This window comes from Siccirubricoccus phaeus (genome assembly GCF_008360935.1).
GTDB lineage: Bacteria > Pseudomonadota > Alphaproteobacteria > Acetobacterales > Acetobacteraceae > Siccirubricoccus > Siccirubricoccus phaeus.
This window is the reverse complement of the sequence record NZ_SRXO01000040.1, coordinates 1-19,260: the sequence shown is the minus strand read 5'-3', so window position 1 is coordinate 19,260 and position 19,260 is coordinate 1. Positions and strand designations below refer to the sequence as shown.

29 protein-coding genes are annotated in these 19,260 nt (G+C 68.9%); 23 read left to right on the top strand and 6 right to left on the bottom strand.

Going from position 1 to position 19,260, the window contains the following annotated elements:
• Window positions 1-220: 220 nt before the first annotated feature.
• The 14 genes from E5N76_RS28855 to E5N76_RS28795 all read left to right on the top strand — a co-directional run bounded on the left by E5N76_RS28855 (window position 221) and on the right by E5N76_RS28795 (window position 11,215).
• On the top strand, window positions 221-445 hold the full coding sequence (locus E5N76_RS28855) for a hypothetical protein (protein WP_149541441.1): 225 nt from the start codon (window positions 221-223) through the stop codon (window positions 443-445).
• Window positions 446-602: 157 nt separating this feature from the next.
• A complete protein-coding gene (locus E5N76_RS28850; RefSeq protein ID WP_149541440.1) occupies window positions 603-1,115 on the top strand; it encodes a hypothetical protein in 513 nt (170 codons plus the stop codon).
• Window positions 1,112-1,396, top strand: coding sequence for a hypothetical protein (locus E5N76_RS28845; RefSeq protein ID WP_149541439.1), 285 nt, complete (start codon window positions 1,112-1,114; stop codon window positions 1,394-1,396). The genes E5N76_RS28850 and E5N76_RS28845 overlap by 4 nt, the downstream gene beginning before the upstream one ends.
• Window positions 1,396-1,707, top strand: a complete 312-nt coding sequence (locus tag E5N76_RS28840; protein ID WP_149541438.1) for a hypothetical protein — start codon at window positions 1,396-1,398, stop codon at window positions 1,705-1,707. The genes E5N76_RS28845 and E5N76_RS28840 overlap by 1 nt, the downstream gene beginning before the upstream one ends.
• Complete coding sequence (locus E5N76_RS28835; protein WP_149541437.1) at window positions 1,704-1,916, top strand: hypothetical protein; 213 nt, start codon at window positions 1,704-1,706, stop codon at window positions 1,914-1,916. The genes E5N76_RS28840 and E5N76_RS28835 overlap by 4 nt, the downstream gene beginning before the upstream one ends.
• Window positions 1,917-2,194: 278 nt before the next feature.
• Complete coding sequence (locus E5N76_RS28830) at window positions 2,195-5,698, top strand: DUF7146 domain-containing protein (protein ID WP_207792146.1); 3,504 nt, start codon at window positions 2,195-2,197, stop codon at window positions 5,696-5,698.
• Window positions 5,695-5,838, top strand: coding sequence for a ribosome modulation factor (locus E5N76_RS29955; protein ID WP_187830476.1), 144 nt, complete (start codon window positions 5,695-5,697; stop codon window positions 5,836-5,838). The genes E5N76_RS28830 and E5N76_RS29955 overlap by 4 nt, the downstream gene beginning before the upstream one ends.
• 537 nt (window positions 5,839-6,375) lie before the next feature.
• The gene (locus tag E5N76_RS28825) at window positions 6,376-6,573 is read left to right on the top strand and encodes a hypothetical protein (protein ID WP_149541435.1); all 198 of its coding nucleotides are present in this window, start codon (window positions 6,376-6,378) and stop codon (window positions 6,571-6,573) included.
• Window positions 6,570-7,004 (top strand): hypothetical protein, encoded by a 435-nt coding sequence (locus tag E5N76_RS28820; protein WP_149541434.1) that lies wholly within the window; start codon window positions 6,570-6,572, stop codon window positions 7,002-7,004. Before E5N76_RS28825 ends, E5N76_RS28820 begins: the two co-directional genes overlap by 4 nt.
• Window positions 6,973-7,869 carry a hypothetical protein gene (locus E5N76_RS28815; RefSeq protein ID WP_149541433.1) on the top strand — a complete coding sequence of 299 codons (897 nt, stop codon included), beginning with the start codon at window positions 6,973-6,975 and terminating at the stop codon, window positions 7,867-7,869. The genes E5N76_RS28820 and E5N76_RS28815 overlap by 32 nt, the downstream gene beginning before the upstream one ends.
• Window positions 7,866-8,234, top strand: coding sequence for a hypothetical protein (locus E5N76_RS28810; protein ID WP_149541432.1), 369 nt, complete (start codon window positions 7,866-7,868; stop codon window positions 8,232-8,234). The genes E5N76_RS28815 and E5N76_RS28810 overlap by 4 nt, the downstream gene beginning before the upstream one ends.
• Complete coding sequence (locus tag E5N76_RS28805) at window positions 8,231-8,530, top strand: hypothetical protein (RefSeq protein ID WP_149541431.1); 300 nt, start codon at window positions 8,231-8,233, stop codon at window positions 8,528-8,530. Before E5N76_RS28810 ends, E5N76_RS28805 begins: the two co-directional genes overlap by 4 nt.
• Window positions 8,531-8,609: 79 nt before the next feature.
• On the top strand, window positions 8,610-10,631 hold the full coding sequence (locus E5N76_RS28800; protein ID WP_149541430.1) for a hypothetical protein: 2,022 nt from the start codon (window positions 8,610-8,612) through the stop codon (window positions 10,629-10,631).
• 215 nt (window positions 10,632-10,846) lie between these two features.
• Complete coding sequence (locus E5N76_RS28795) at window positions 10,847-11,215, top strand: hypothetical protein (protein ID WP_149541429.1); 369 nt, start codon at window positions 10,847-10,849, stop codon at window positions 11,213-11,215.
• A 122-nt stretch (window positions 11,216-11,337) separates the two neighbouring features.
• On the opposite strand, the gene E5N76_RS29945 is transcribed toward E5N76_RS28795, so the two are convergent.
• Entirely contained in the window at window positions 11,338-11,493 is a 156-nt protein-coding gene (locus E5N76_RS29945; RefSeq protein WP_235907956.1) for a hypothetical protein, read from the bottom strand.
• Between the two features lie 179 nt (window positions 11,494-11,672).
• The gene (locus E5N76_RS28790) at window positions 11,673-11,858 is read right to left on the bottom strand and encodes a hypothetical protein (protein WP_149541428.1); all 186 of its coding nucleotides are present in this window, start codon (window positions 11,856-11,858) and stop codon (window positions 11,673-11,675) included.
• Between the two features lie 246 nt (window positions 11,859-12,104).
• On the opposite strand from E5N76_RS28790, the gene E5N76_RS28785 reads away from it, so the two are divergent.
• The 6 genes from E5N76_RS28785 to E5N76_RS28760 all read left to right on the top strand — a co-directional run bounded on the left by E5N76_RS28785 (window position 12,105) and on the right by E5N76_RS28760 (window position 14,860).
• Complete coding sequence (locus E5N76_RS28785) at window positions 12,105-12,527, top strand: hypothetical protein (protein WP_149541427.1); 423 nt, start codon at window positions 12,105-12,107, stop codon at window positions 12,525-12,527.
• Window positions 12,524-12,793 carry a hypothetical protein gene (locus E5N76_RS28780; protein WP_149541426.1) on the top strand — a complete coding sequence of 90 codons (270 nt, stop codon included), beginning with the start codon at window positions 12,524-12,526 and terminating at the stop codon, window positions 12,791-12,793. Before E5N76_RS28785 ends, E5N76_RS28780 begins: the two co-directional genes overlap by 4 nt.
• Window positions 12,790-13,236 carry a hypothetical protein gene (locus E5N76_RS28775; RefSeq protein ID WP_149541425.1) on the top strand — a complete coding sequence of 149 codons (447 nt, stop codon included), beginning with the start codon at window positions 12,790-12,792 and terminating at the stop codon, window positions 13,234-13,236. The genes E5N76_RS28780 and E5N76_RS28775 overlap by 4 nt, the downstream gene beginning before the upstream one ends.
• A gap of 74 nt (window positions 13,237-13,310) precedes the next feature.
• A complete protein-coding gene (locus E5N76_RS28770; protein WP_149541424.1) occupies window positions 13,311-13,631 on the top strand; it encodes a hypothetical protein in 321 nt (106 codons plus the stop codon).
• A 153-nt stretch (window positions 13,632-13,784) separates the two neighbouring features.
• Window positions 13,785-14,003, top strand: coding sequence for a hypothetical protein (locus tag E5N76_RS28765; RefSeq protein ID WP_149541423.1), 219 nt, complete (start codon window positions 13,785-13,787; stop codon window positions 14,001-14,003).
• A 371-nt stretch (window positions 14,004-14,374) separates the two neighbouring features.
• Window positions 14,375-14,860 carry a hypothetical protein gene (locus tag E5N76_RS28760; RefSeq protein ID WP_149541422.1) on the top strand — a complete coding sequence of 162 codons (486 nt, stop codon included), beginning with the start codon at window positions 14,375-14,377 and terminating at the stop codon, window positions 14,858-14,860.
• On the opposite strand, the gene E5N76_RS28755 is transcribed toward E5N76_RS28760, so the two are convergent.
• The gene (locus tag E5N76_RS28755; RefSeq protein ID WP_149541421.1) at window positions 14,857-15,120 is read right to left on the bottom strand and encodes a hypothetical protein; all 264 of its coding nucleotides are present in this window, start codon (window positions 15,118-15,120) and stop codon (window positions 14,857-14,859) included. The two genes, E5N76_RS28760 and E5N76_RS28755, sit on opposite strands and share 4 nt — an antisense overlap.
• On the bottom strand, window positions 15,104-15,724 hold the full coding sequence (locus tag E5N76_RS28750) for a ParA family protein (protein ID WP_149541420.1): 621 nt from the start codon (window positions 15,722-15,724) through the stop codon (window positions 15,104-15,106). Before E5N76_RS28750 ends, E5N76_RS28755 begins: the two co-directional genes overlap by 17 nt.
• 266 nt (window positions 15,725-15,990) lie before the next feature.
• On the opposite strand from E5N76_RS28750, the gene E5N76_RS28745 reads away from it, so the two are divergent.
• Together E5N76_RS28745 and E5N76_RS28740 are read left to right on the top strand one after the other, a co-directional pair.
• On the top strand, window positions 15,991-16,683 hold the full coding sequence (locus tag E5N76_RS28745) for a recombinase family protein (protein ID WP_149541419.1): 693 nt from the start codon (window positions 15,991-15,993) through the stop codon (window positions 16,681-16,683).
• A 251-nt stretch (window positions 16,684-16,934) separates the two neighbouring features.
• Window positions 16,935-17,639, top strand: a complete 705-nt coding sequence (locus tag E5N76_RS28740; RefSeq protein WP_149541418.1) for an SOS response-associated peptidase — start codon at window positions 16,935-16,937, stop codon at window positions 17,637-17,639.
• Between the two features lie 90 nt (window positions 17,640-17,729).
• Here E5N76_RS28740 and E5N76_RS28735 read toward each other — a convergent pair whose 3' ends face one another.
• Window positions 17,730-17,990 carry a Txe/YoeB family addiction module toxin gene (locus E5N76_RS28735; protein WP_457852687.1) on the bottom strand — a complete coding sequence of 87 codons (261 nt, stop codon included), beginning with the start codon at window positions 17,988-17,990 and terminating at the stop codon, window positions 17,730-17,732.
• A gap of 2 nt (window positions 17,991-17,992) precedes the next feature.
• Window positions 17,993-18,268: a type II toxin-antitoxin system Phd/YefM family antitoxin gene (locus tag E5N76_RS28730; protein WP_149541416.1), complete on the bottom strand. Its 276-nt coding sequence runs from the start codon at window positions 18,266-18,268 to the stop codon at window positions 17,993-17,995.
• Between the two features lie 349 nt (window positions 18,269-18,617).
• On the opposite strand from E5N76_RS28730, the gene E5N76_RS28725 reads away from it, so the two are divergent.
• Window positions 18,618-19,260: hypothetical protein (locus E5N76_RS28725; protein ID WP_149541415.1), on the top strand; the 643-nt coding region annotated here is incomplete at its 3' end.

Sequence of the window (19,260 nt, the reverse complement as noted above, 5' to 3'; positions counted from 1 at the left end):
AGCGAGCTACCCCTTCCGCCCGGCCAGAATTCCGCCGGTCGCGAAAACGCCGGCCCCCGTACTAAGGCCGGCGCTCCGATCCAGCAGGGTCGCACTACCCCGACAGACATCTCCAAGTCGGACCCTAAGCGACTCCGTGACGGCACGCAACCGCACTCTAACGGTTGCAGCGCCGCCTCTGCTGGATCGGGCCTTAACCCACAGCAAGAGGACCCGGCACATGCCGAGCGAGAAGACCGACCGCCCCCTTGTTCTGCTGCCGCGTGACATCGCCGCCCTGACGGGCGGAGCAGCCCCCACCCATCGCCGCGCCCTGGAGGCCGCCCGTGATGGCCGTATCCCGGCCGAGCGAGGCGACAATGGCCGCTGGTCCTATCGGCCAGCCGATCTGCCGGCGATAGCCGCTGCCCTCGGCTTCCGCGTCCCTCACGCCGTCGCCGCATAAAGCAAACCCCCGCCCTTCAAACCGCTGGCAGGCGGCCGAAGGAACGGGGGCAGGTACGCTTGGCTACGCGGCAAACACTACTGGCAACAACGCTGCGCAATCTAGCGACCTGGCCTCGGTTTTCCAAGGGCCTTCTGCCTCTCGCGTAGAGGCAAAAATGCATCGTCACGTCACGGCGCCCGCCGCCGTCTCTGTCCTGATCGAAGCCCAGGAGCGCCTGGGCTATGGCTTCCGCAATCCGCTCTACCGCGCCGCCCTGGCGGGCGAGCTGCGGCTAATCGAGCTGCTCCCCGGGCCGCGCATCCCGGCCTCGATGCTGAAGCCGACAAGCCGGCCGCAGGTGATCGTCATCGGTGACGATGGCGGCGAGGAGCGCGGCCCGGCCGGCTTCCCGAAGCTGCGGAAGCTGCTGGAATGGGCCGCGGTGGTGGTCCTGCACTCCTGCGGCGGCGAGGAACACCACTACGACATGGCCGTGGAGGCCGCCACCGAACGGCGCCGGGTCCTGTTCATCGAGACCGCCACCGGCCGGCGGGAAGCCTGGGCGCAGCGGATCGGCGCCGAGATCAACCGCCGCCACCGCGCCCACCTCCGGCAACTGCACGTGCTGGACATCCAGATTGCCCCGGGGCTGCCGGCGCATCCCCTGGTGAAGGCGGTGGCGCTATGATCCGCGGCCTCCCCTATTTCAGCGGCGCATGGTGGGAACGCTTTGCGCGCAGCGACGCCCGCTGGTTCCGGGAAAATCTGCTGAAGCATTGCGCCGAGATGGGCGTGGTCCCGACCGTGGACGAGGCCGGAACTCTGCTGATCCCGGTGGAGGCCATGGCCCTCCATGAGGGACGGCCTGAGGAGGAGCTGGTCGCGGAATTCGAGGCGTTGGGCAAGCAGTTTGGCGGCGAGGCCCTCCGCTGGATTACCAACCCCAGCACCCTGAAGGTGCTGCATTGATGCCGGGCCGCCACGATATGGCGACGCTCGCCACCTCACCGTTGGTGAACCGGGTGGAGGTACGGCCCTTCGGGGCCGACTTCGCCTTCGCCTCCATCACGCTGCCTGCGGTGCGCCTGGCTGGCATCCGGGCCAGTCGTGACGGCACGGGCCGGGTGACGCTCCGGCCGCCGATGATCGCGGCTGGCGGTGACCGGGAACGGCCCGCCTATGCCTTCCAGCCCGGCTTTGCAGAGCAGCTTGCCCAGGCGGTGGCCGAGGTCTGGCGCCGCGCGGATGCCGACGGCGGGGCGGGAAGGGGGCTCGCATGACCGCTGGCGCCTCCGAGCCGGCGCAGGCCGGCAACGTCATCCGCTTCCCGAAGGGGCATGCCTCGACGGACTGCCGCATGGCGGCGGCAGTGTATCTAGAAATGGCGCAAGCCCTTCTGGTGCAAGGGAAGCTTGCCGACGCCGCCGAATTCCAGGCGAAGGCGAGAGGCTTCGAGGAAGAGGCTGACCAGCGGTGGGGGCGCCGTTGAACGAAGCCCCCGACCTAGCCGAGATCCGCGCCGGTCTAGTCGCCTCGGCCGAGGCGCTGGCGGCGGATCTGCTGGGGCCTCCTTCCAGCAAGGCCGGGAAGGAATGGCGCTGGGGCCGCCACGGCTCCATGGCGGTAGTCGTGCGGGGCAGCCGGAAGGGCCTCTGGCACGATCATGAGGCCGCGGCCGGCGGCGACGCCCTGGCACTGATCCGCCGGGAACGGAATTGCACCTTCCCCGAAGCCCTGGATTGGGCGCGTGGCTTCCTCGGCATGGCCATGCCGGATGGCAGCCAGCCCGAGCATGAGCGCCACCAGCTCAGGCAGCAGAAGCGCCAGGAACAGCAGGCGGAGCGGGATGCAGAGGAGACGGCAGAGGAGGCCGCGCGCGTCGCCCGCGCCAGGGCCATCTGGAGCGAGCGCCAGCCGCTCGCCGGCACCGTGGCGGAAAAGTACCTGACCGAGACGCGGCGCATTCCCCGGCCCGCCTCCGGCTGGCCCGATTGCATCGGCTTCCACCCGTCACGCCATGCCCTCATCGTCGCCGTCATGGACGACGCCGGCGCGATGCAGGCGGTGCAGGTGATCCACCTCACGTCCGATGCCCGGAAGCGGCCGGACGAGCCGAACCGGCCGACCAAGCAGAGCTTCGGCGTCATCTCTGGCGCTGCGCTGAAGCTGCCGAGGGTTTCTGCCCCGGAAGGCGAAAACACCGCCCCCCTGCTGCTGGCCGAGGGGCCGGAGACCGGGCTTTCCATCTGGGCCGCCACCGGCCGGGAAACCTGGGTGGCGCTGGGCAGCATGGCCAAGGTCACGCCCCCGCCGGGCCGGGCGCTGCTGATCTGCGCCGATGACGACCCGCCGCACGCCCCCGCGACGAAATCCCTGCATCACTCCCTGGGTGACTGGCGGGCCGCCGGCCACAAGGTGGTGGTGGCCTACCCCTGGCCGGTGCGGCGCCACGACAAGTCCGACTTCAATGACGTGATCCGCCAGGCTGGCGCCGAGGCCGTGCGGGAGCGGATCGCGACGGCCTGGACCACGGCGCCGGCGCGCCGCCCGCGGCTGCCCATCGAGGAGGCCCGGGCAAGGCTCGTCGCCGCCGTCGAGGAATTCTTCCGGCAGGCCGCCGATTTCGATGATGAAGCCGAGGATGTCCCGGCGCCTATCGTCCACGCCATCAAGGTGGACGTGGGCATTGGCAAGAGCGCCAGAGCCAGGGACGCCGCGGCGAAGCTGCTGGCCGAGATGAGGGCGAAGGGAGACGGGCGCTTGATCGCCCTATTCGTCCCTACCCATAAGCTGGCCGATGAACAGGCCGCGGCCTTCAACGCGCAGCCCCATGGCTTCCGCGCCGCGGTCTGGCGCGGCCGGGAACAGCCCGACCCTGACAACCCCCTGGGGTCCATGTGCATGGACCTGGAGGCCGTCAGGGACGCGCAGAGCGTGGCGCTGCCGGTCGAGAGCAGCGTCTGCCGCAAGCGCGGCGAGAACGGCGGCATATGCCCGTTCTTCGAGGTCTGCGCCTACCAGCGGCAGAAGCAGCAGGACCCGGATTTGTGGATCTTTCCGCATGAGCTGCTGTTCGTCGAAAAGCCAGCCGCCATCGGCAAGGTGGCGGTGGCCATCGTTGATGAGGCGATCTGGCAAACGGGCCTGACCGGCGTGGACGGAAAGCCGGATGACCTGACGCTTGAGGCCCTGGCCGGGGATGTGTCGATCCCCAACGACTTGCCCGGCATCGACACCGCTGAGCTGGTGGAAGCGCACCGGGCATTGCTGGGAGCCATCCATGGCTTACCGGATGGCCCGCTGCCTCGGAAGCACATGGCGGAACGGATGCTGGCGGAGACGGCCCGCTCCGGCCACAGCCTGTCATGGCGGCGTGTGATTGACCCCGGCCTCCGGCCCGGCATGCCGAAGGCGACGCGGAAAGAGCTGGTCCGGCTGGCGCAGAACAACAAACTCGCCATGCGCACCGCCAAGATGTTCAACGCAGTGGCGGAGCTGCTGGCGCCGGATGGGCCGGAGGCAAGCGGCTGGGTATCCCTGGCCACGGTGGAGAAGGACGAAGGCCCGGTGCGGGTACTACGTCTCCGCGGGCGCCAGACGGTGAAGAAGGGGTGGATCGTTCCCACCCTGCTGCTGGACGCCTATCTGAACCCCGACCTGGTGCGCCCCTACTGGCCTCAGGCGGAAGTGACGGCCGAGCTGGAGGCCGAGACCCCGAACATGGAGGCGCATCAGCTTGTCGGCCGGGACTTCGGCAAGACCGCCCTGGTGCCGGATGCGTATTGCAACGATACGGGTGCGCGGGGCCGGCTTTGGGCCAGCGCAGAGGTCCGCGCCACCGTGCTGCGGGAGGCCCGTAACGTCACAGGCAAGACCCTGGTGGTGGCGCAGGAGGCGGTGGAGGAACAATGGCGCAACGCCACCTCGCCCTGGCCCGCATCGGTTGATCTGGCCCACCACAACGCCGTCGCCGGCCGCGACGAATGGGGGCCTGGCCCTGACCGGCCGGGCGTGGCGCAGATCATCGTCGTCGGTCGCACCCTGCCGCGGGAAGGTGACGTGGAGCGCATGGCGGAGGCCCTGACCGGTCGCGCCCTGACACATCGCGGGGTCCGCTATGAGCGTCACGATACGCCCGTCTACCTGGCCAGCGGCGAGATCGTCAGTGGCCTAGCCTTCCGCCACCCCGACCCGACCGCCGAGGCGATCCGCTGGCAGATCTGCGAGGGCGAGGTTCTGCAGATCATCGGCCGGGGCCGTGGCGTCAACCGGACGGCAGACAACCCGCTGCGGGTGCTGGTGCTGACCAATATTCCCCTGCCCCTGCCAATCAACAGCCAGGTGTCTTGGGAGAGCCTGGCGCCATCGCCCGCTGACCGGATGCTGTCTGAGGGGGGGATGGCTCTCGCCAACCCAGGCGACGCTGCCCAGGCATACCCCGCCCTCTGGCCTAGCCGGGACGCTGCCAAGAAAGCCTTCAGTCGGGGAGGTTGGGGACAAAGCCGTATAGGTAATTACCTATACGGGAATGTCCCCAACCTCGGCCGAGTGGTCTACCAGCGGGCAGGTGCCGGCCGGAGCGTGTCGGATGGGGTCTATGACCCCGAGGCGGTTGCCGATCCGCGGGCCTGGCTGGTGGAGCGGCTAGGCGAGCTGGCCCATCTGGAGATCCACCCGCCACCCGCTGCGCAGCAGGACCCACAGAGACCGGCCGAGGCCCCCGAAGGGTCCACCAGCCCCGCCGAAGCCGACCACCCGCCCCAGCGCCCCGGAAACCCGGCAATGCGGCCCTGTTCTGAGGGTGAGACCGAGGCGGGGGTTTCCGCGCAGTACGCGCGCGAGGTCGAGGCGGACCTGCCTCCGGTGCCCGCCACAGCCATTTCTGAGGCTCCAGAGCCTCCCCTGCTTCACCCGCCCCTGCCGGGCGAGATGGGGCAGGCACCGCCGCCGCCCCGGACCGGGCGTGGCATGCTGGGCGTGATCGCCAGCCCACCGCCGGACCCGTGGCCGGAGCCTGGCTCCTGGGAGCCACCTGAATTGCCGGAGGACGCGGAAGCGCCCCCGCACTGGCGGGCGGAGCTGAAGCGCCGGTTGGCGGAGAAGCCTCGGCCGAAGGTCTGGAACGACTTCACCGATGTGTTGCGCCAGACAACCTGGCAGCGGGAACAGGACCGTATCCGCGCGGAATGGGTGGGGGAGTGGAGAGCGGCGGTTGAGGCTGAGATGGCCGCCGCGGAGCGCTTAGGGCTGCCGGAGGAGGGCGAGGCATGATGGGCGTTGTGGTCTCGCATCCGCTGAAGGCGCTGGCGGAGGGGCGGATGGCTGGGCGGGCCGGTACCTGCGGTACAGCCTGCCCCTACGCCAACGACACGCCGGAGCGGGCTGGCTGGATGATCGGCTGGAGGGGGTAAACCCCGCCGGAGGCCGGAGCTTTTCGCCGCAGTACGCGCGCGCAAGCGCCCAGCGGGCAGGACCAATAAACTAACGGCGGATATTCCACCTGCCAGGGCGGAAACTGCGGCGGATTGCCACAGTTTTGTCACCCCCTAAAGGAGGGCGACTTCGGGAGGGGCGCCACGACTGTGGCAACCCCCGGATAAAGGGTGCTCGGCCTACCGAGGCAGAAGAGGCCCAGCCTACTCTTTGAAACGGCGCAGCCATCTAGCCGGACGATGGCGATTTTCTCTTGGGTTGTAGTGGATCAAGCCCTATATTGCGCACGTGGCCAATAGTGGCCACGCAGCGCGGTTCATCGTGAATGCAGCGGCAGACTACTTCCCGTGTCGTAACGCGGGTTTCCCTCCCCCGCGAGGTGCTGGACCAGCTCCGCCGCATGGCCTTGGCCGAGGCGACTGAGCGCGGCGGACGCATGAGCGTGTCCGGCGTGATCGCCAAGCTGGCCCGCGAGGCCGCGGCCCGGCCGGCTCAGCGGGGGATGGCCGCCTAGAATGCCGCAACGGGCCTACACCTTTGCGCCCATGACGGAGGTGGAGCGGCGCGCCGGTCTCTATCTCGCCTGGATCGCGGAGGCGGCGGAGGCCCTGGCTGCGCCGGACCCGGAGCTTGTGGAAGAGCGCGAGCTGCTGGCGCAGGAGCGCCAGGCCGAGGCGGCGGCGGCGATGGAAGTGAAGCGGGGGCGCGCATGAACGCCGGCGAGGATGTGACCCTGACGGACGATGCGCCGCTGATGGCGTGTCAGGTCCCGGCGATGTTTGTGGGCGAGATTTGGCCATTCGTTGAGTCGTTGATCGCTGGCGCGCTGCGGCATGCTGGAAGCAGCTACAGCGCCGCGGATGCGCGGGCGCTGGTCGGTAGCGGTGCCTGGTTGCTGTGGACGGCGGCGCGGCCCGGAGTGATGGCTGCCGCCGCGGTGTCAGAGGCGCCGGAGCCTGGCGCTGCCGCGCTGTGGGCGGTGGGGGGCGAAACCGAGGCCGGCGCCCTTGCCGCAATCGCGCGGCAGATGGGGGATCTAGCGGAAATCTTCGGCATCCCGACAGTGAAGATCAACCAGTTGGACGAGCGCCGTGAGGCGCCCGGAGGAATGTATGGGCGGCAAGACGACGCAGGCGACGACTAGCAACACCCCCTGGGCGCCGCAGGGGAACGCGTTGGCGGAAAGCTACCTGCTGGCGCGCGACAACCTGGCGCAGGAGGCCGCGGGCAACCGGGGGCAGTACTTCCAGGGCCTGACCTACACGCCGGCCGACTGGAAGACGAACGAGGGCACGAATGCTCTGTTCAACCGCGGTCAGCAGAGCGCTGGATATGAGCAGGCGGTAGCTGGCCAAGCTGGCGCACTGACCAGCCGGGGTGCTTCGGCGCTACCGGGCTACGGCACGCTCGCCTCCACGGCCAATGGCGACATGATCGGCCGGAACCCTGAATTCCAGGGCATGGTGGATCGTGCCATCTCCGCCGCGCGTCCGTCCATCGACAGCGCCTTTGCCGCGTCGGGCAGGCTGGGCAGCGGGTCGCACGCTGCGGCCTTCTCCGATGCGGCCACGCGCATGGCGGGTGATCTGGCCTACCAGAACTACACCAACGAGCGGAACCAGCAGCTTCAGGCCGCGACGACGCTGGGGCAGTCGGACCTGGCGGCGCGGACGCTGGGCGGCCAGCTTGCCGGGCAGGCGGCCGGGGCGGACTACCAGAACATCAACGCCATGCTCCAGGCCGGCAATATCACTGAGGGCTATGGCGACAAGGCGCTGACGGACGAGATCAATCGCCACAACTACCAGCAGAACGCCACCTATGACCAGCTCAGCCGCTACATGGCGCTGATCCAGGGTGCCGGCACGGTTGGCGGTACGATGACGCAGCCGGTGACTGGCGGAAGTCGGCTCGGCAACGCCGCGTCCGGCGCGCTGGCGGGCTACAGCGCGTCGGGTGGCAATCCATACGGCGCTGTCGTCGGTGGCCTATTGGGGGCGTTCCAGTGAACGCGGAAGTCGAGGCGGCGCGCAACGCGCTCTGGACCGAGACGGCCCACGCTCTCGCCGTCGCGTTGACCATGGCGGAGAAGGGCGGCGAGCCGGCACATGCCCGAGCCCTGCTAGAGAGCGTCGCCTACTGCCTGCGCAATGCCGGGCTGTGGGAGGCCGGCATGGATCCGCTCTTCGAGGTGGCGATTGACAAGATCGCCGGCCCGCCCGTCACCGAGCCGCCTTTCCCCATCTCGCTGGAGACGTTCCGCGCCGTCGCCACTGCTGCCGCTGCCTACGCGAGTGCGCTGGGCGGTGAAGAGCAAGGCACCGCTGCCTGGCACGCCTTTATCCCCGAGAGGCGCAGCGTCAGCTCCGGGTGATCGGGGACGCCGGCAGCGACAGCCCGACCGAGTTCCGGACCAAGCTGGATGCCACACGCGAGTTCACCCAGCTCGCCACGGCCCGCCTCTATTGGATGAGGTCGCGGGGGATCGAGCCGTCCATGCAGAACCTTGAGGCGCACCCCCTCTCGGATATCCGGGCGATCATCAACAGCCGCGGCGAAGAGCTTAGTCGCGGCCTGGAGGCGCAGGGCGTGCCGCGGGACCAGATCCCCCAGCGCGTCACGGCGGCGCTGACGCAGGAATTCGGTATCCGGCCGAGCGGGGGGCGCTGACATGGCGGGCGAGGATTGGTTTTCCCGGACGGTGGGGGCGCCGGAGGCAACGCCGGAGTATTCCCCCATCATCAACAACGTGGTGGATGATCCCGCCAGGGCTGCGCCCCTGAGCACGCAGGCGGGCGCATCGCTGCGGACGCGCACGCCGGAGCAAATCGAGGTCTACAGCCAGGCGCTCGGTATCCCGGCCGACCGGTTCGGCACGGTGGACGGGAACATCGTCTACCGGGACGACAGGGGCGATCTGGTGCGGGTGTCGCCTTCGGTGACGGGGGCGACCGGGCCAGTGGATGCGGCGCGGCGAATGGGCGGGGTAGTGGCGCGGAACGCGGGGGATTTCATCCCCGGCCTGGCTGGGCTGGTGGCCTCCACAGGCGTCGCCGTTCCGCCCACCAGCCCCATCACGATCCCCCTGGCCGGGGCGCTTGCTGCGGCTGGGGAGTACGGCCGGCAGGAGCTTGGCGACGCCATCTACGGCTCTCGCCCTGAAGGTACGGACTGGTTCAGCGTTGCTGGCCAGGGCGGCAGCGCTGCGCTGGGGCAGGGGATTGGGCTTGGCATTGGCCGTCTGATCGAGGCCAACCCGGCTGGCGTTACGGGGGCGGCGGATCGGCGCTTCTTCCGGGACCCTACCGCCCGGGCTGAGGCGCAACGCCTGGCCGATGAGGGGCGCCAGGAAGGTGTCACCCTGTTGGCCGGCGACGTGACCAACCGGCGCAGCCTGTTGCAGCGTGATCGCCAGCTCGGCCGGTTCCCGGACACGGCCGACGACATGGCCGCAGTGGTGCAGCGGCGGAACACGGTGGAGGTGCCCGGCGCCATTGATCGCCGCATCGCCGGCTCGGCGGGCAACACGCCCAGCGTGGAGGGCGGACGGGCCGCCTTCACCCAGGGCGCCCGCAACGTGATTGACGACGCTTTCGAGCGCATGCAGGGGCTTAACTCCCCGCTGTTCCAGCGGGCATGGGAAGCGCGGCCCGGGCCGGTGTGGAGCGAGGATCTGGATGCGCTATTGCGCCGGCCGGCCATCGCTCGCGCCTGGCAGGAAGCACAGACTGCCGCCGCCAACTCCGGCCGCGAGTTGCCGCCCCTGTTCCGGGTGTCGGCTGATGGCAACCGCCTGGAGCTGGTGGACGCTGCGCTTCACCCGGACATGCAGGCGTGGCACCAGATCAAGCGCGGCCTGGATCAGATCGTAAATGGCGGCTCGGACCCCCTGACCGGCGCCATGCGGATGCCAGGCGGCCGGGACGTGCGAGAGGCCCGGGATGCGCTCCGGGCGGCGCTGGTCCGGGAGAACCCGGCCTATGGCGAGGCACTGGCGGAGAGCGCGCCGCGGCTGCAAGCCTTCGCGGACCTTGAGGCCACAGGCATCGCCCGCACAGCCAGGCGGGAAGGCCAGGGCGCCAGCAACGAGGGGCTGGCCGCCATCTTCGATGGGGCCAAGATGGCGCCGGAGCGGGTGGCGCAGTACCGGCAGAGCTTCCTTGACGCCGGGCAGGAAGACGCTTGGCGGGCCGGCCTCTCGGCCTATCTGCGGGATGCTATGGAAGCCGCGCAGAAGACCACCCAGCGCGGCGAGCCGAGCAACGTGGCCGGGAAGTTCTATCAGCAGGTGTTCGGCACGCCCCAGCGCCGCGAGGCATTGGCGCAGGCCATGGGCGGCGCTGGGACGCAGGAGTATCAGGAATTCGCCCGCACCATGCGGGTGCTCCAGGCGGCGTCCCGGTCCTTTCCGGAAGGCAGTCCCACTGCCACGGATGCCGGCGCCAGGTCGGGTTTCGCCTCCGGCGCTGCCAGGGCGGCCGGCGGGGCGGCGAATGCGCTCAACCCGCTCAACTGGCCCGGCATGCTGCGGGATGTACTGGTGGAAGGGTCCGCGGCGGGCAATGCCCAGCGGATCGCGCAGGGCTACCTGGCCGCTGGCCCGGTCGGGAACGGGGAGTTCATCCCGCAGATGCGACTGTTGCCTAACCCGGTGGCGGGGCTGCTGGGGGGAGGTGGCCAGGCAGCGACGGCTGGAGCTGCTGGACTGCTGGGGCCGCTGTTCGAGGAGGACCGGCCGCCGGGCGGCGGGCTGCTCGCACCAGCGCGGTGAGGCCGCGCCAGGCGGCGCGGAGGGCGTCGCCCAGCAGGGCGCCTAGTGGGATGAAGAAGGCCAAAAGGGCCGGCGCTTCCGCCTTACGGGAGGCGCCGGCGAGTTCCAGGCCGAGGGCCACCACCGCCAAGCCCAAGGCGTACTTCCAGACTGCGCGGGTCCATCGCATGTCTTCAACCCTAATACGCAACGTCACGGAAAAGGAAAGGGCATAGGTGGTGGCGCTGACATCGGCAGAGCGGCAGAAGAGCTACCGGGACCGGAAGCAGGCCGCGGCTGCGGCGCTGGTGCCTCCTGATCCTCGCCCCGAATTGCAGGCGGCCTTACTGGCGCTCGCCCAGGACCATTGCTCAGCGGCGGCCGCGCCTGGGTATGCGGCGATCCTGCGCGATGAGGTGGTCCGCAGCGTGCAGAGCGCCCTGGCCGGCCTCGGCCTGGTGGACTGCCGGGGCCAATCCCCGAAGGTGCTGGCGGTGCTGGAGGTAATCCGGCGAGGGGTGCCGATCCCGGCCGAGGAGGAAGTTGCCGGCCGGCCGCACCGGCTGCCGCGGCCGATCCCACGGCCTCTCCGGATGGAAGCCTAACCATTGGCATGAGGCCAACGGTTGGCGCGCCTACCTGCATCAACGCATCAACGCCCGCGCATGCGAACGCCCGGGCCGCCCCTGGATAGGCGATAGACGTGCGCCTTGCGGGTTAGCATGGCCTACTCCTGGCCGGGCTGTCCGTCCCGCTGCGGTAGCGGCTTCCCCTCCGCCGCGAGGCCGATAGCGAGCAGGCGCCGGATGGCCTCGGCGCGCGTGGGGATGCGATTGGCGAAGCGGTATTCGTCAATCGCGGCGGCTTCCGTCCGTGTGACCATGAGCGGGAAGCGGACATCTTTGGGTTCAGCGGACATAGAGGCAGCTTACCAAAGCTGCACAACTTGTGCAAATGATGCTTGACGCACAAGTTACCCCATGCACAATGTGACCAACTTGCACAAGCAAGCCAGTTCGGGGGCAGCCCCGAGCTAACTCCAGAACGGGAGACCGGCCGACCCTATTCCGACCGCTTCGGCGGCGGCTTCCCCTCCGGATTGAGCCCCTCGGCCTTCAGGGCCTTGGCGAGCAACTTCCGGGCAGCCTCCGCCCTGGTGGGGATTTCGACCTGGCGCCGCCGCCAATCATCCAAGGCGCGCAGCATCGCCAGCGAGACAGGCAGGTTCAACCGTTCATCCAGTGCCATCGGCGGAACCTGCCACGCCGAACATTACGCTACCACGCCATGCCACCACTTATGGCATGGTCACAATATGGCAACGTGTTCGGATGACATGTTGCCAAGCCACCGCGCGGCGCTGGGGAAGGGAGGAAAGACCGAGTTTTGGGGAGGATCTGAGACCGGCCGGGCGGACCCCGGAAGCAAGGCGCCCGCCGGACGCTGCAACGTCACGGCGGGCATAGCCTGGACTACACAAGGACCAACGAGCCCATGGCTGCTAAAGCCAATAGCACGGCTTCGCGCGTGCGAAATGCAAAATCCAGTGACAACCCATTGGTCGCAAAGGCGACCAAGCCGAAGAAGCCGACCAAGCCGGCGCCCGACAAATTCGTGGTGGTGCCGGCCTCGGCCGCCGCGGATCGCGGCGCGCTGATCCATGCCGTCATCAGGCGCAACGGCCTGATGGATGCCGTAAGCCTCGGCTGCGGCCATCTCGGTATGTATCTGGAGACCTTCCAGGCGCTGCTGGAGGCCCCCATCAACGGCAAGGGGTCCGAGCTGGTGGACCTGCTGTACCTCACCCTGGAGAACGCCCAGCGCGAGCACGAGGAGCTGGAAGCGAAGATCCGCGCCGCGCAGGCTGCGCTCTGCATCGCGCCGGTCGATCTGCCGCGGGAAGAGGCTGCCGCATGAGCCCGCTTACCATCCCCCCGGCGCCCTCGCCGGCCGAGGCGTTGCATGCGGCGGTGTGCCACCTCGGCATGATTACTGACCTTCAGGGTGAGCTGGTGGCGCTGCTGCGCGACGCAGCCAATGCCGTAGATCCGCAGAAGGGCGGGCTTTTTCCCCGCCTGCATGCCCTCGCCCGCCTCGGCGCCGGCATCCATGCCGACCTGACCGATGCTTGGGAGGCGGTGGATCGCGCGCGGATGGCGATGCCGGAAGGGGGTGCGGCATGACCGCCCCCACCTTGCCCCGCCGCAGCGTCATGGCGGCCCTGGCGAGCCTGCCGGTGATTGCCACCACCGCGGCGGTGGTGGCCGCCCCGGAGGCGGTCGCGGCAGACGCCGAGCTGCTGAAGCTGGCCACCGATCTGCGGCAGCTTTGGGACCTGCAGGGCGAGGCGTTGGCCCGCGTCCCTGCCTCATGGACCAGTCCGGAGCTGGATGAGCTGGCGGCCGAGGAGGATGCGTTGCGCATCGCCATGGCCGCCACCGAGGCGGGGACCCTCCTCGGTATCGCAGCCAAGGCTGCGCGACTGGTGTGGGTGGCCAAGGAAATCGGCTGCAACCTCTCGGACGCGGACGAGGCCATTGCCGATAGCCTGGCGGCCGATCTTGTGCGCCTGGTGCCGGAGCTGGCCAGCGCCCTGGAGCCGGACCGAGGCGGGGGTGAAGCATGAGCGCCGCAACCATGCCCGTGGCGGCTGAGCCTCCCTCCCGCCTTCGCCACAAGGAGGAGATCGCCGCCGCCCCCATGGCTGACCTGATCGCGTGCGGCCGGGTCTTCTGGCACGTCATCAACGCCACGGCTGAGTGGGACGCTGATGGAGACATGGACCTGTTGAACCAGGTCGATGACCATCTCTGCCTGCTCATTGCCAATCGCCAGGCGGTGACGCCGCAGGAGTTCGCAGCCAAGGCGGAATACCTCCTTGCCCGCATCCAGAACGGCAGCATGGCGGATGTGGCGGAGAAGGCGGCCATGGCGAGCATCCGGGCCGATGCTTGCCGGGCTATCAAGGCCGCGCAGGCCGAAGCTGTCAGGCGCGAGCGGACAGGGACGGCGGGCATATGAGCCGCCCCTTCGTCTGGCCGGGGCGCGAGCCTCCATCGCCCCCGCCGGCGTATCCGCCGAAGCCCGTCCCGAACAAGCCGCCCCGTTGACCACCCAGCCCCGGCGCCGCAAGGCCCGGGGCTTTCTTCTGCCCGCCGCGTTACCGTCTCCGCCATGAGCCAGTCCTTCCTTGCCGAGCCGCCGGAGCTGGTGGGCGCGACCGCCCGGGCGATCCTTCAGGAGCTACGGCCAGGGCTCCAATGGGAGATCGCCAAGCCGGAAGCCCAGGCGCTCTGCCTGCGGGCGGCACGGGCCGCAATTGCCGTGGTCCGCTTCAACGACCTGCTGGAAGGCACCCATCCGAGGGTGCAGCCCCCGCAAGGCGGCGGGTAGGAGTGGACGTTGCCAGGGCGGTGGTTTCCCTCCGCCTGGAGCGCCCTCGATGCAGCGGAAGGGACTGGAAAAGCTGCCGAAGAGGTAGTTGCACCCCCGCGGTGCTTCCCGCCCAAAGCGCGCCCGCGCGCGAGGCTTCCACCCCGGCCCGTGAGTCTTTTCTTGCCTCGGTCGCAGCCTTCCCGCTCCCCGGTCGGAGGTCGTGACGACAGCCTCCCCCGCGGCAAAGGAGGCTGTGATGGACTGGATCGAGCAGGCTCTAGCGGTGGCGCTTATGGCCCTGAAGGTGGCAATCGCGGCAGGGCATCTCTGGCGCCTGGTACGCGCTGCCAGGCGGCGCGGGCCGAGGAAGGAGGCGGATACGCGCATCAATGCATCAACGCGGTAACGCTTTCGTGCCGGCACGGAACACGGTATGTTCCGGGCAGGAGATTCACACCGACATGGCCCTATCAAATGCGGAGCGCCAGAAGCGCCGGCGCGAGAAGGTTAAGGCGCTGCTGGCGGCTCAGCCCCAGCCTGCCGAGAGCGCGCCCGCGGCGGAGACCGCGGAATTCGCGCTGGCAGAGCTATGGGCGGTCTACAAGGCGGCCGGCGAGGCGCTGGCGCGCCGCGTTCTCAGTGGCCCGGAAGACGAGTACCCGGACGCGCTCGACGTGGTCGTTGTTGAGGAGTTCCGCCGCAAGCCCATGACGGTGGGGGCGCTGCAAGAGATCATGGCGCATGCGGGGGAGAAGGCGCTGGTTGACATTCAGGAGCGCCACTACCGCGAGCGGTGGCTCGCTCGGCCGCTTCCTGTCCAGCCGCCAGCTCCGCCACCGCAGCCCCGGCCCCGGCGGAGCCGTAAGGCGGCCTAGCCGCCCTTCCGGTCCAGGTACTCCACCAGCGCCGCTTCTATGACCGCTTGGTGCGTGGCGCGGCGGCCGGTGCGGTCTTCTTCCGCCCGCACATGCAGCCGGAGCCGCCGGTACTGGTCGGCAGTCAGGCGCAGGCTCAGGGTGTGGGCATACCCCTTCCCGGCGATCCCTCCGGCCTCTGGTGCCCCGCCGCCGGCCTGTTCGGACTCGCCCTTCGGCACCGCCAGGTCGCCGAGATCGCCCTTAGGACGCGCTGCCATTCAGATCCTCCCCGAGTAGGGTTGCGGCATAGGCGGCCAGCGCCCGGGCCTCCTCGGCGGCCTTGCCGGTGAATTCCACCGCCGCCTGGCCGGTGATCGCGGCGGCCGGGAAATCCGCCCGGAAGGTGAGTTGGGCCGGCGCGACGCGGCCGAGGCTGGCGAGCTGCCGCGCCGCGCCATCCGTGAGACGAGAGCGCGGCGGAACCTGAGACAAGACGAATGCCCAGGACGGGCAGCGTGCCAGGCTGCGGGCAATAGGCGCAGCGGCCAGGAGATCGTCAGGGGTGGGGCGTACCGGCACCAGCACGGCGTCAGCCTGCGCCAGCAGGGCGGGCAGGAAGGGCGGCGTAGCCGGCGGGGTGTCCACCACCAGCCAATCCAGGCCGGCGCCTTCCAGGGCCTCCAGCGGGGCGCCAGGCGACCACCGCACCAGTGCCGGGGCCTCGGCCTGCCGCCGCCTGTACCAGCCTGCCGTGGTGCCCTGGGGGTCCAGATCGGCCATGGCGACGTTGCGCCCCGCCAGAGAGGCGGCGACGGCAATCTCCCGGGCGACGGTGGACTTCCCGGAGCCGCCTTTCGGCGTGTGGAGGACCAGCAGCTTCATTGTGCCGGCACGCTGCCCGAGCCGCTGGCATGTGTCCAGGCGTGGGCGCGGTGATGTGTTGATGCGGTGATGCGCCGAAGCAGAGGCCGGGGCGACGCCATTCGCAATTGCCGCGCCCCCGCCACCCACCCGTACCGGCACGCCATAGGATCACATTCTTAGATGGATGGAGGCGGCGACTGATGCGTTGATGTGCATTCTTCCTTGACCGGAAGGGCGGAAAGGGCGATACCGCATCCAGACAACGGACGTTGTGAGGACGCGATATGCGCTTCATTGCCTACCACCGGGTGAGCACCGACAAGCAAGGCCGCAGCGGCCTCGGCTTGGAGGCGCAGCGCGAGGCGGTGAACCAATACGTGCGCCGGGCCGGCGGCGTGGTGCTGGCGGAGTTCACCGAGGTGGAGAGCGGCAAGCGCGCAGATCGGCCCGAGCTGGCGAAGGCCATGGCCATGTGCCGGTCCCACCGGGCCGTGCTGGTGATCGCCAAGCTAGATCGCCTCTCCCGTAACGTCGCCTTCATCTCCGCCCTGATGGAAAGCGGGGTGGAATTCGTCGCGTGTGACAACCCGACCGCCACGAAGCTGACGATCCACATTCTAGCGGCGGTAGCGGAGAACGAGCGCGAAGCCATCTCCGCCCGCACCAAGGCGGCGCTGGCCGCCGCCAAGGCCCGAGGGACCAAGCTGGGCGGCTGGCGCGGTGGCCCCGCGCCTTCGGCCGAGATGCAGGCAGCGGGCGGGCGCGCCCGGGCCGCCAAGGCGGATCGTGTTGCCGCGGACTTGGCACCGCTGGTGGAGCGGCTGAGGGCTGAGGGGAAGGCCCCTACCCTGGCCGCCCTGGCGGCGGAGTTGAACGCCAGCGGTGCGCCGGCCCCGGGCGGCGGTGAGTGGTCCATCATGGGGGCGTGCCGCCTCTCCCGGCGCATTGCCGCGCTGCCGCAGCAGAGGGCCGCCTAATGGCGGCCGGCGGGCGCCTATGCGCCTGTTGCGGCTCGGCCGAGGGGGTGGAGGAACACCACCTCTACCTCAAGGCCGATGGCTGCCCCGACGACCTGACCGTGTTCCTCTGCCATGTCCACCACGGCCAGGTGCATGAGATGCATGCGTTGATGCGCTTGCATCTCTGCATCACCGGCCCTGGCCCCCGGCTTATGGGGGCGGCCGTCTGTTAGTTGGCCTGGTGCCGCCTGCCACCCTACCCTGCGCCCATGTGCAACCTCTACAGCATGACGCGCAATCAGGAGGCGATCCGGACGCTCGCCAAGGCATGGCGGGACCGGACGGGAAACCTGCCCCTGCTTCCCGGCATCTACCCAAATACCCTGGCGCCGATCGTTCGCAATGGGCCGGAGGGGCGCGAGCTGGCCATGGCGCGCTGGGGGATGCCATCGCCGCCTGGCGTGCTGGAGGGCCGCAAGACCGACCCCGGGGTGACGAACATCCGGAATAGCAAGTCGCCGCACTGGCGCCGCTGGCTCGGTGTGGAAAGCCGGTGCCTGGTCCCCTTCACATCGTTCAGTGAATTCAACCGCGACGCCGGCGGGGACATCTGGTTTGCCTTCAGCGAAGGCCGGCCACTGGCCTTTTTCGCTGGCATCGAGGTCCGGGGCTGGCGATCCGTCCGGAAGGTGAAGGATGGCGAAACCGTAGATGACCTGTTCGCCTTCCTCACGACCACGCCGAACGCCGAGGTGGGCGCCATCCACCCCAAGGCGATGCCGGTGATCCTGACCCGGCCGGAGGATCTGGAAGCCTGGATGACGGCGCCGGCGGCCGAGGCGCTGAAGCTGCAACGCCCGCTGCCTGACGGCTCCCTCCAGATCGTCGCCAGGGGCGGCAAGCAGGATGGCGGGGAGGGGGCCGCCCCACCGCCAGCACCGCCCCCGCCAGGCCCACAAGGCAGCCTGTTATAGCCGCGGCCTCCTGAAGGCCGAGAGGCAAGGACGCAAACTAGCGCTGATGCGTTGATGCATGCGCGCGGGCTTAGCGGGATGCCGGGGTGATCAGTAGTGGTGCCGGCACTGGATGATGGTGATCTGCTGTTCGAGCCCTTTGCCGTCCACGCAATAGACTAGGCGGTGTTCCCTGGTGATGCGGCGTGACCAGAACCCCTGGAGGGATGCCTTCAAGGGCTCCGGCTTACCCAGGCCCTTGAAGGGCGAGCGCCGCGCGTCATTGATCAACTCATTGATCTTGGCCAGGATTTCTAGATCCTGATCCTGCCAGGACAGGTAATCGTCCCAGCCAAGATCGGTGAAGACCACCTTCAAGCGGGGTCGCGCGGCTTGGACGGCAGCAGCTCGCGCTCACGCGCCATGCCGGCCCGTGCCTGCTGAACCGAGGCCATGAGGCGGGCAGCATTCCGCGGGCTGCTGAGCAGGTGAATGGTCTCCTGCCAGCCTTCGAATTCCTCTTCCGACATCATCACCACGTTGCCGCGCCCGCCCTGGCGCGTGACCACAAGCGGCGCGCGGCTTTCAATCACCTCATCCATGTGCTGAGCGAGGTTGGCGCGCAGGTCGGTGTAAGTGACACAGCCCATGGGCAGCCTCCGCATTGCCAATCCGCAATATGCGGAATTGCAATCCACAATATGCGAATTGTACGGCTAGCTGTACAGCTAATTCGCGGATTAAATTGCAGGCGGATTGCCGCGCCGGCCCGACACCAAGCGTGATCGGCCGGCGGGTACTCTACCTGCATGCGCCGCACGAAAACGCTATCGCGCGCGCGCGATACGCGGTATGACAATCGCCATGCAGGCGGCTGACGCGATTGACCTTATTGCACTGCACTCGGACCGCCCCCGGGCGACCGTGGAGGTTCATGCGCGGGCTCTGCGGGCAGAGGGGCTATTCACCAAGCCCCCGCCAGGGCGCGGAAGCCGGACCGTGCCGGTCCAGCCGGCGTCTATCGTCAACCTGCTACTCTCCTTTGTCAGCAACCCGATTTCCGGCCCGGATACCGTCCGGAAGCTGCGGAGCCTTCAGCCACGACAAAGCGCCGTGAAGAAGCGGAACGAAGGCGGCAAGAGGTTCGTGGATTTCGGCGAAATCATCGCCGCCGAGTACCATTACGAGACCCTTGGCGAGTTGCTCGACAACCTGGTGTCCATCTTCGCTATCCTGTCGGCAGAAGACAGAGGTCGCATCTTGTCACTCGCCAAGGCGGAGCGCTGGTCTTTCGTTCTTAGCCTCACGCCGCTGATGGCGATGCAGATGCGTATGGACGACGCCGGCACGACACACACTACTGTCTTCGAGCCGCCCACCCAGGACAGCCTATTTGCCGAGCTGTCGGACGATAAGCAGGACGTGGACGATACTCGGGTGCAATACTCCACCCAGATCCCCCTTGCCTTGTTGATCGTCATTTCCGACGCAGCCGCCGAAGCCGTAAGGCGAGGCAGCGAGCTACCCCTTCCGCCCGGCCAGAATTCCGCCGGTCGCGAAAACGCCGGCCCCCGTACTAAGGCCGGCGCTCCGATCCAGCAGGGTCGCACTACCCCGACAGACATCTCCAAGTCGGACCCTA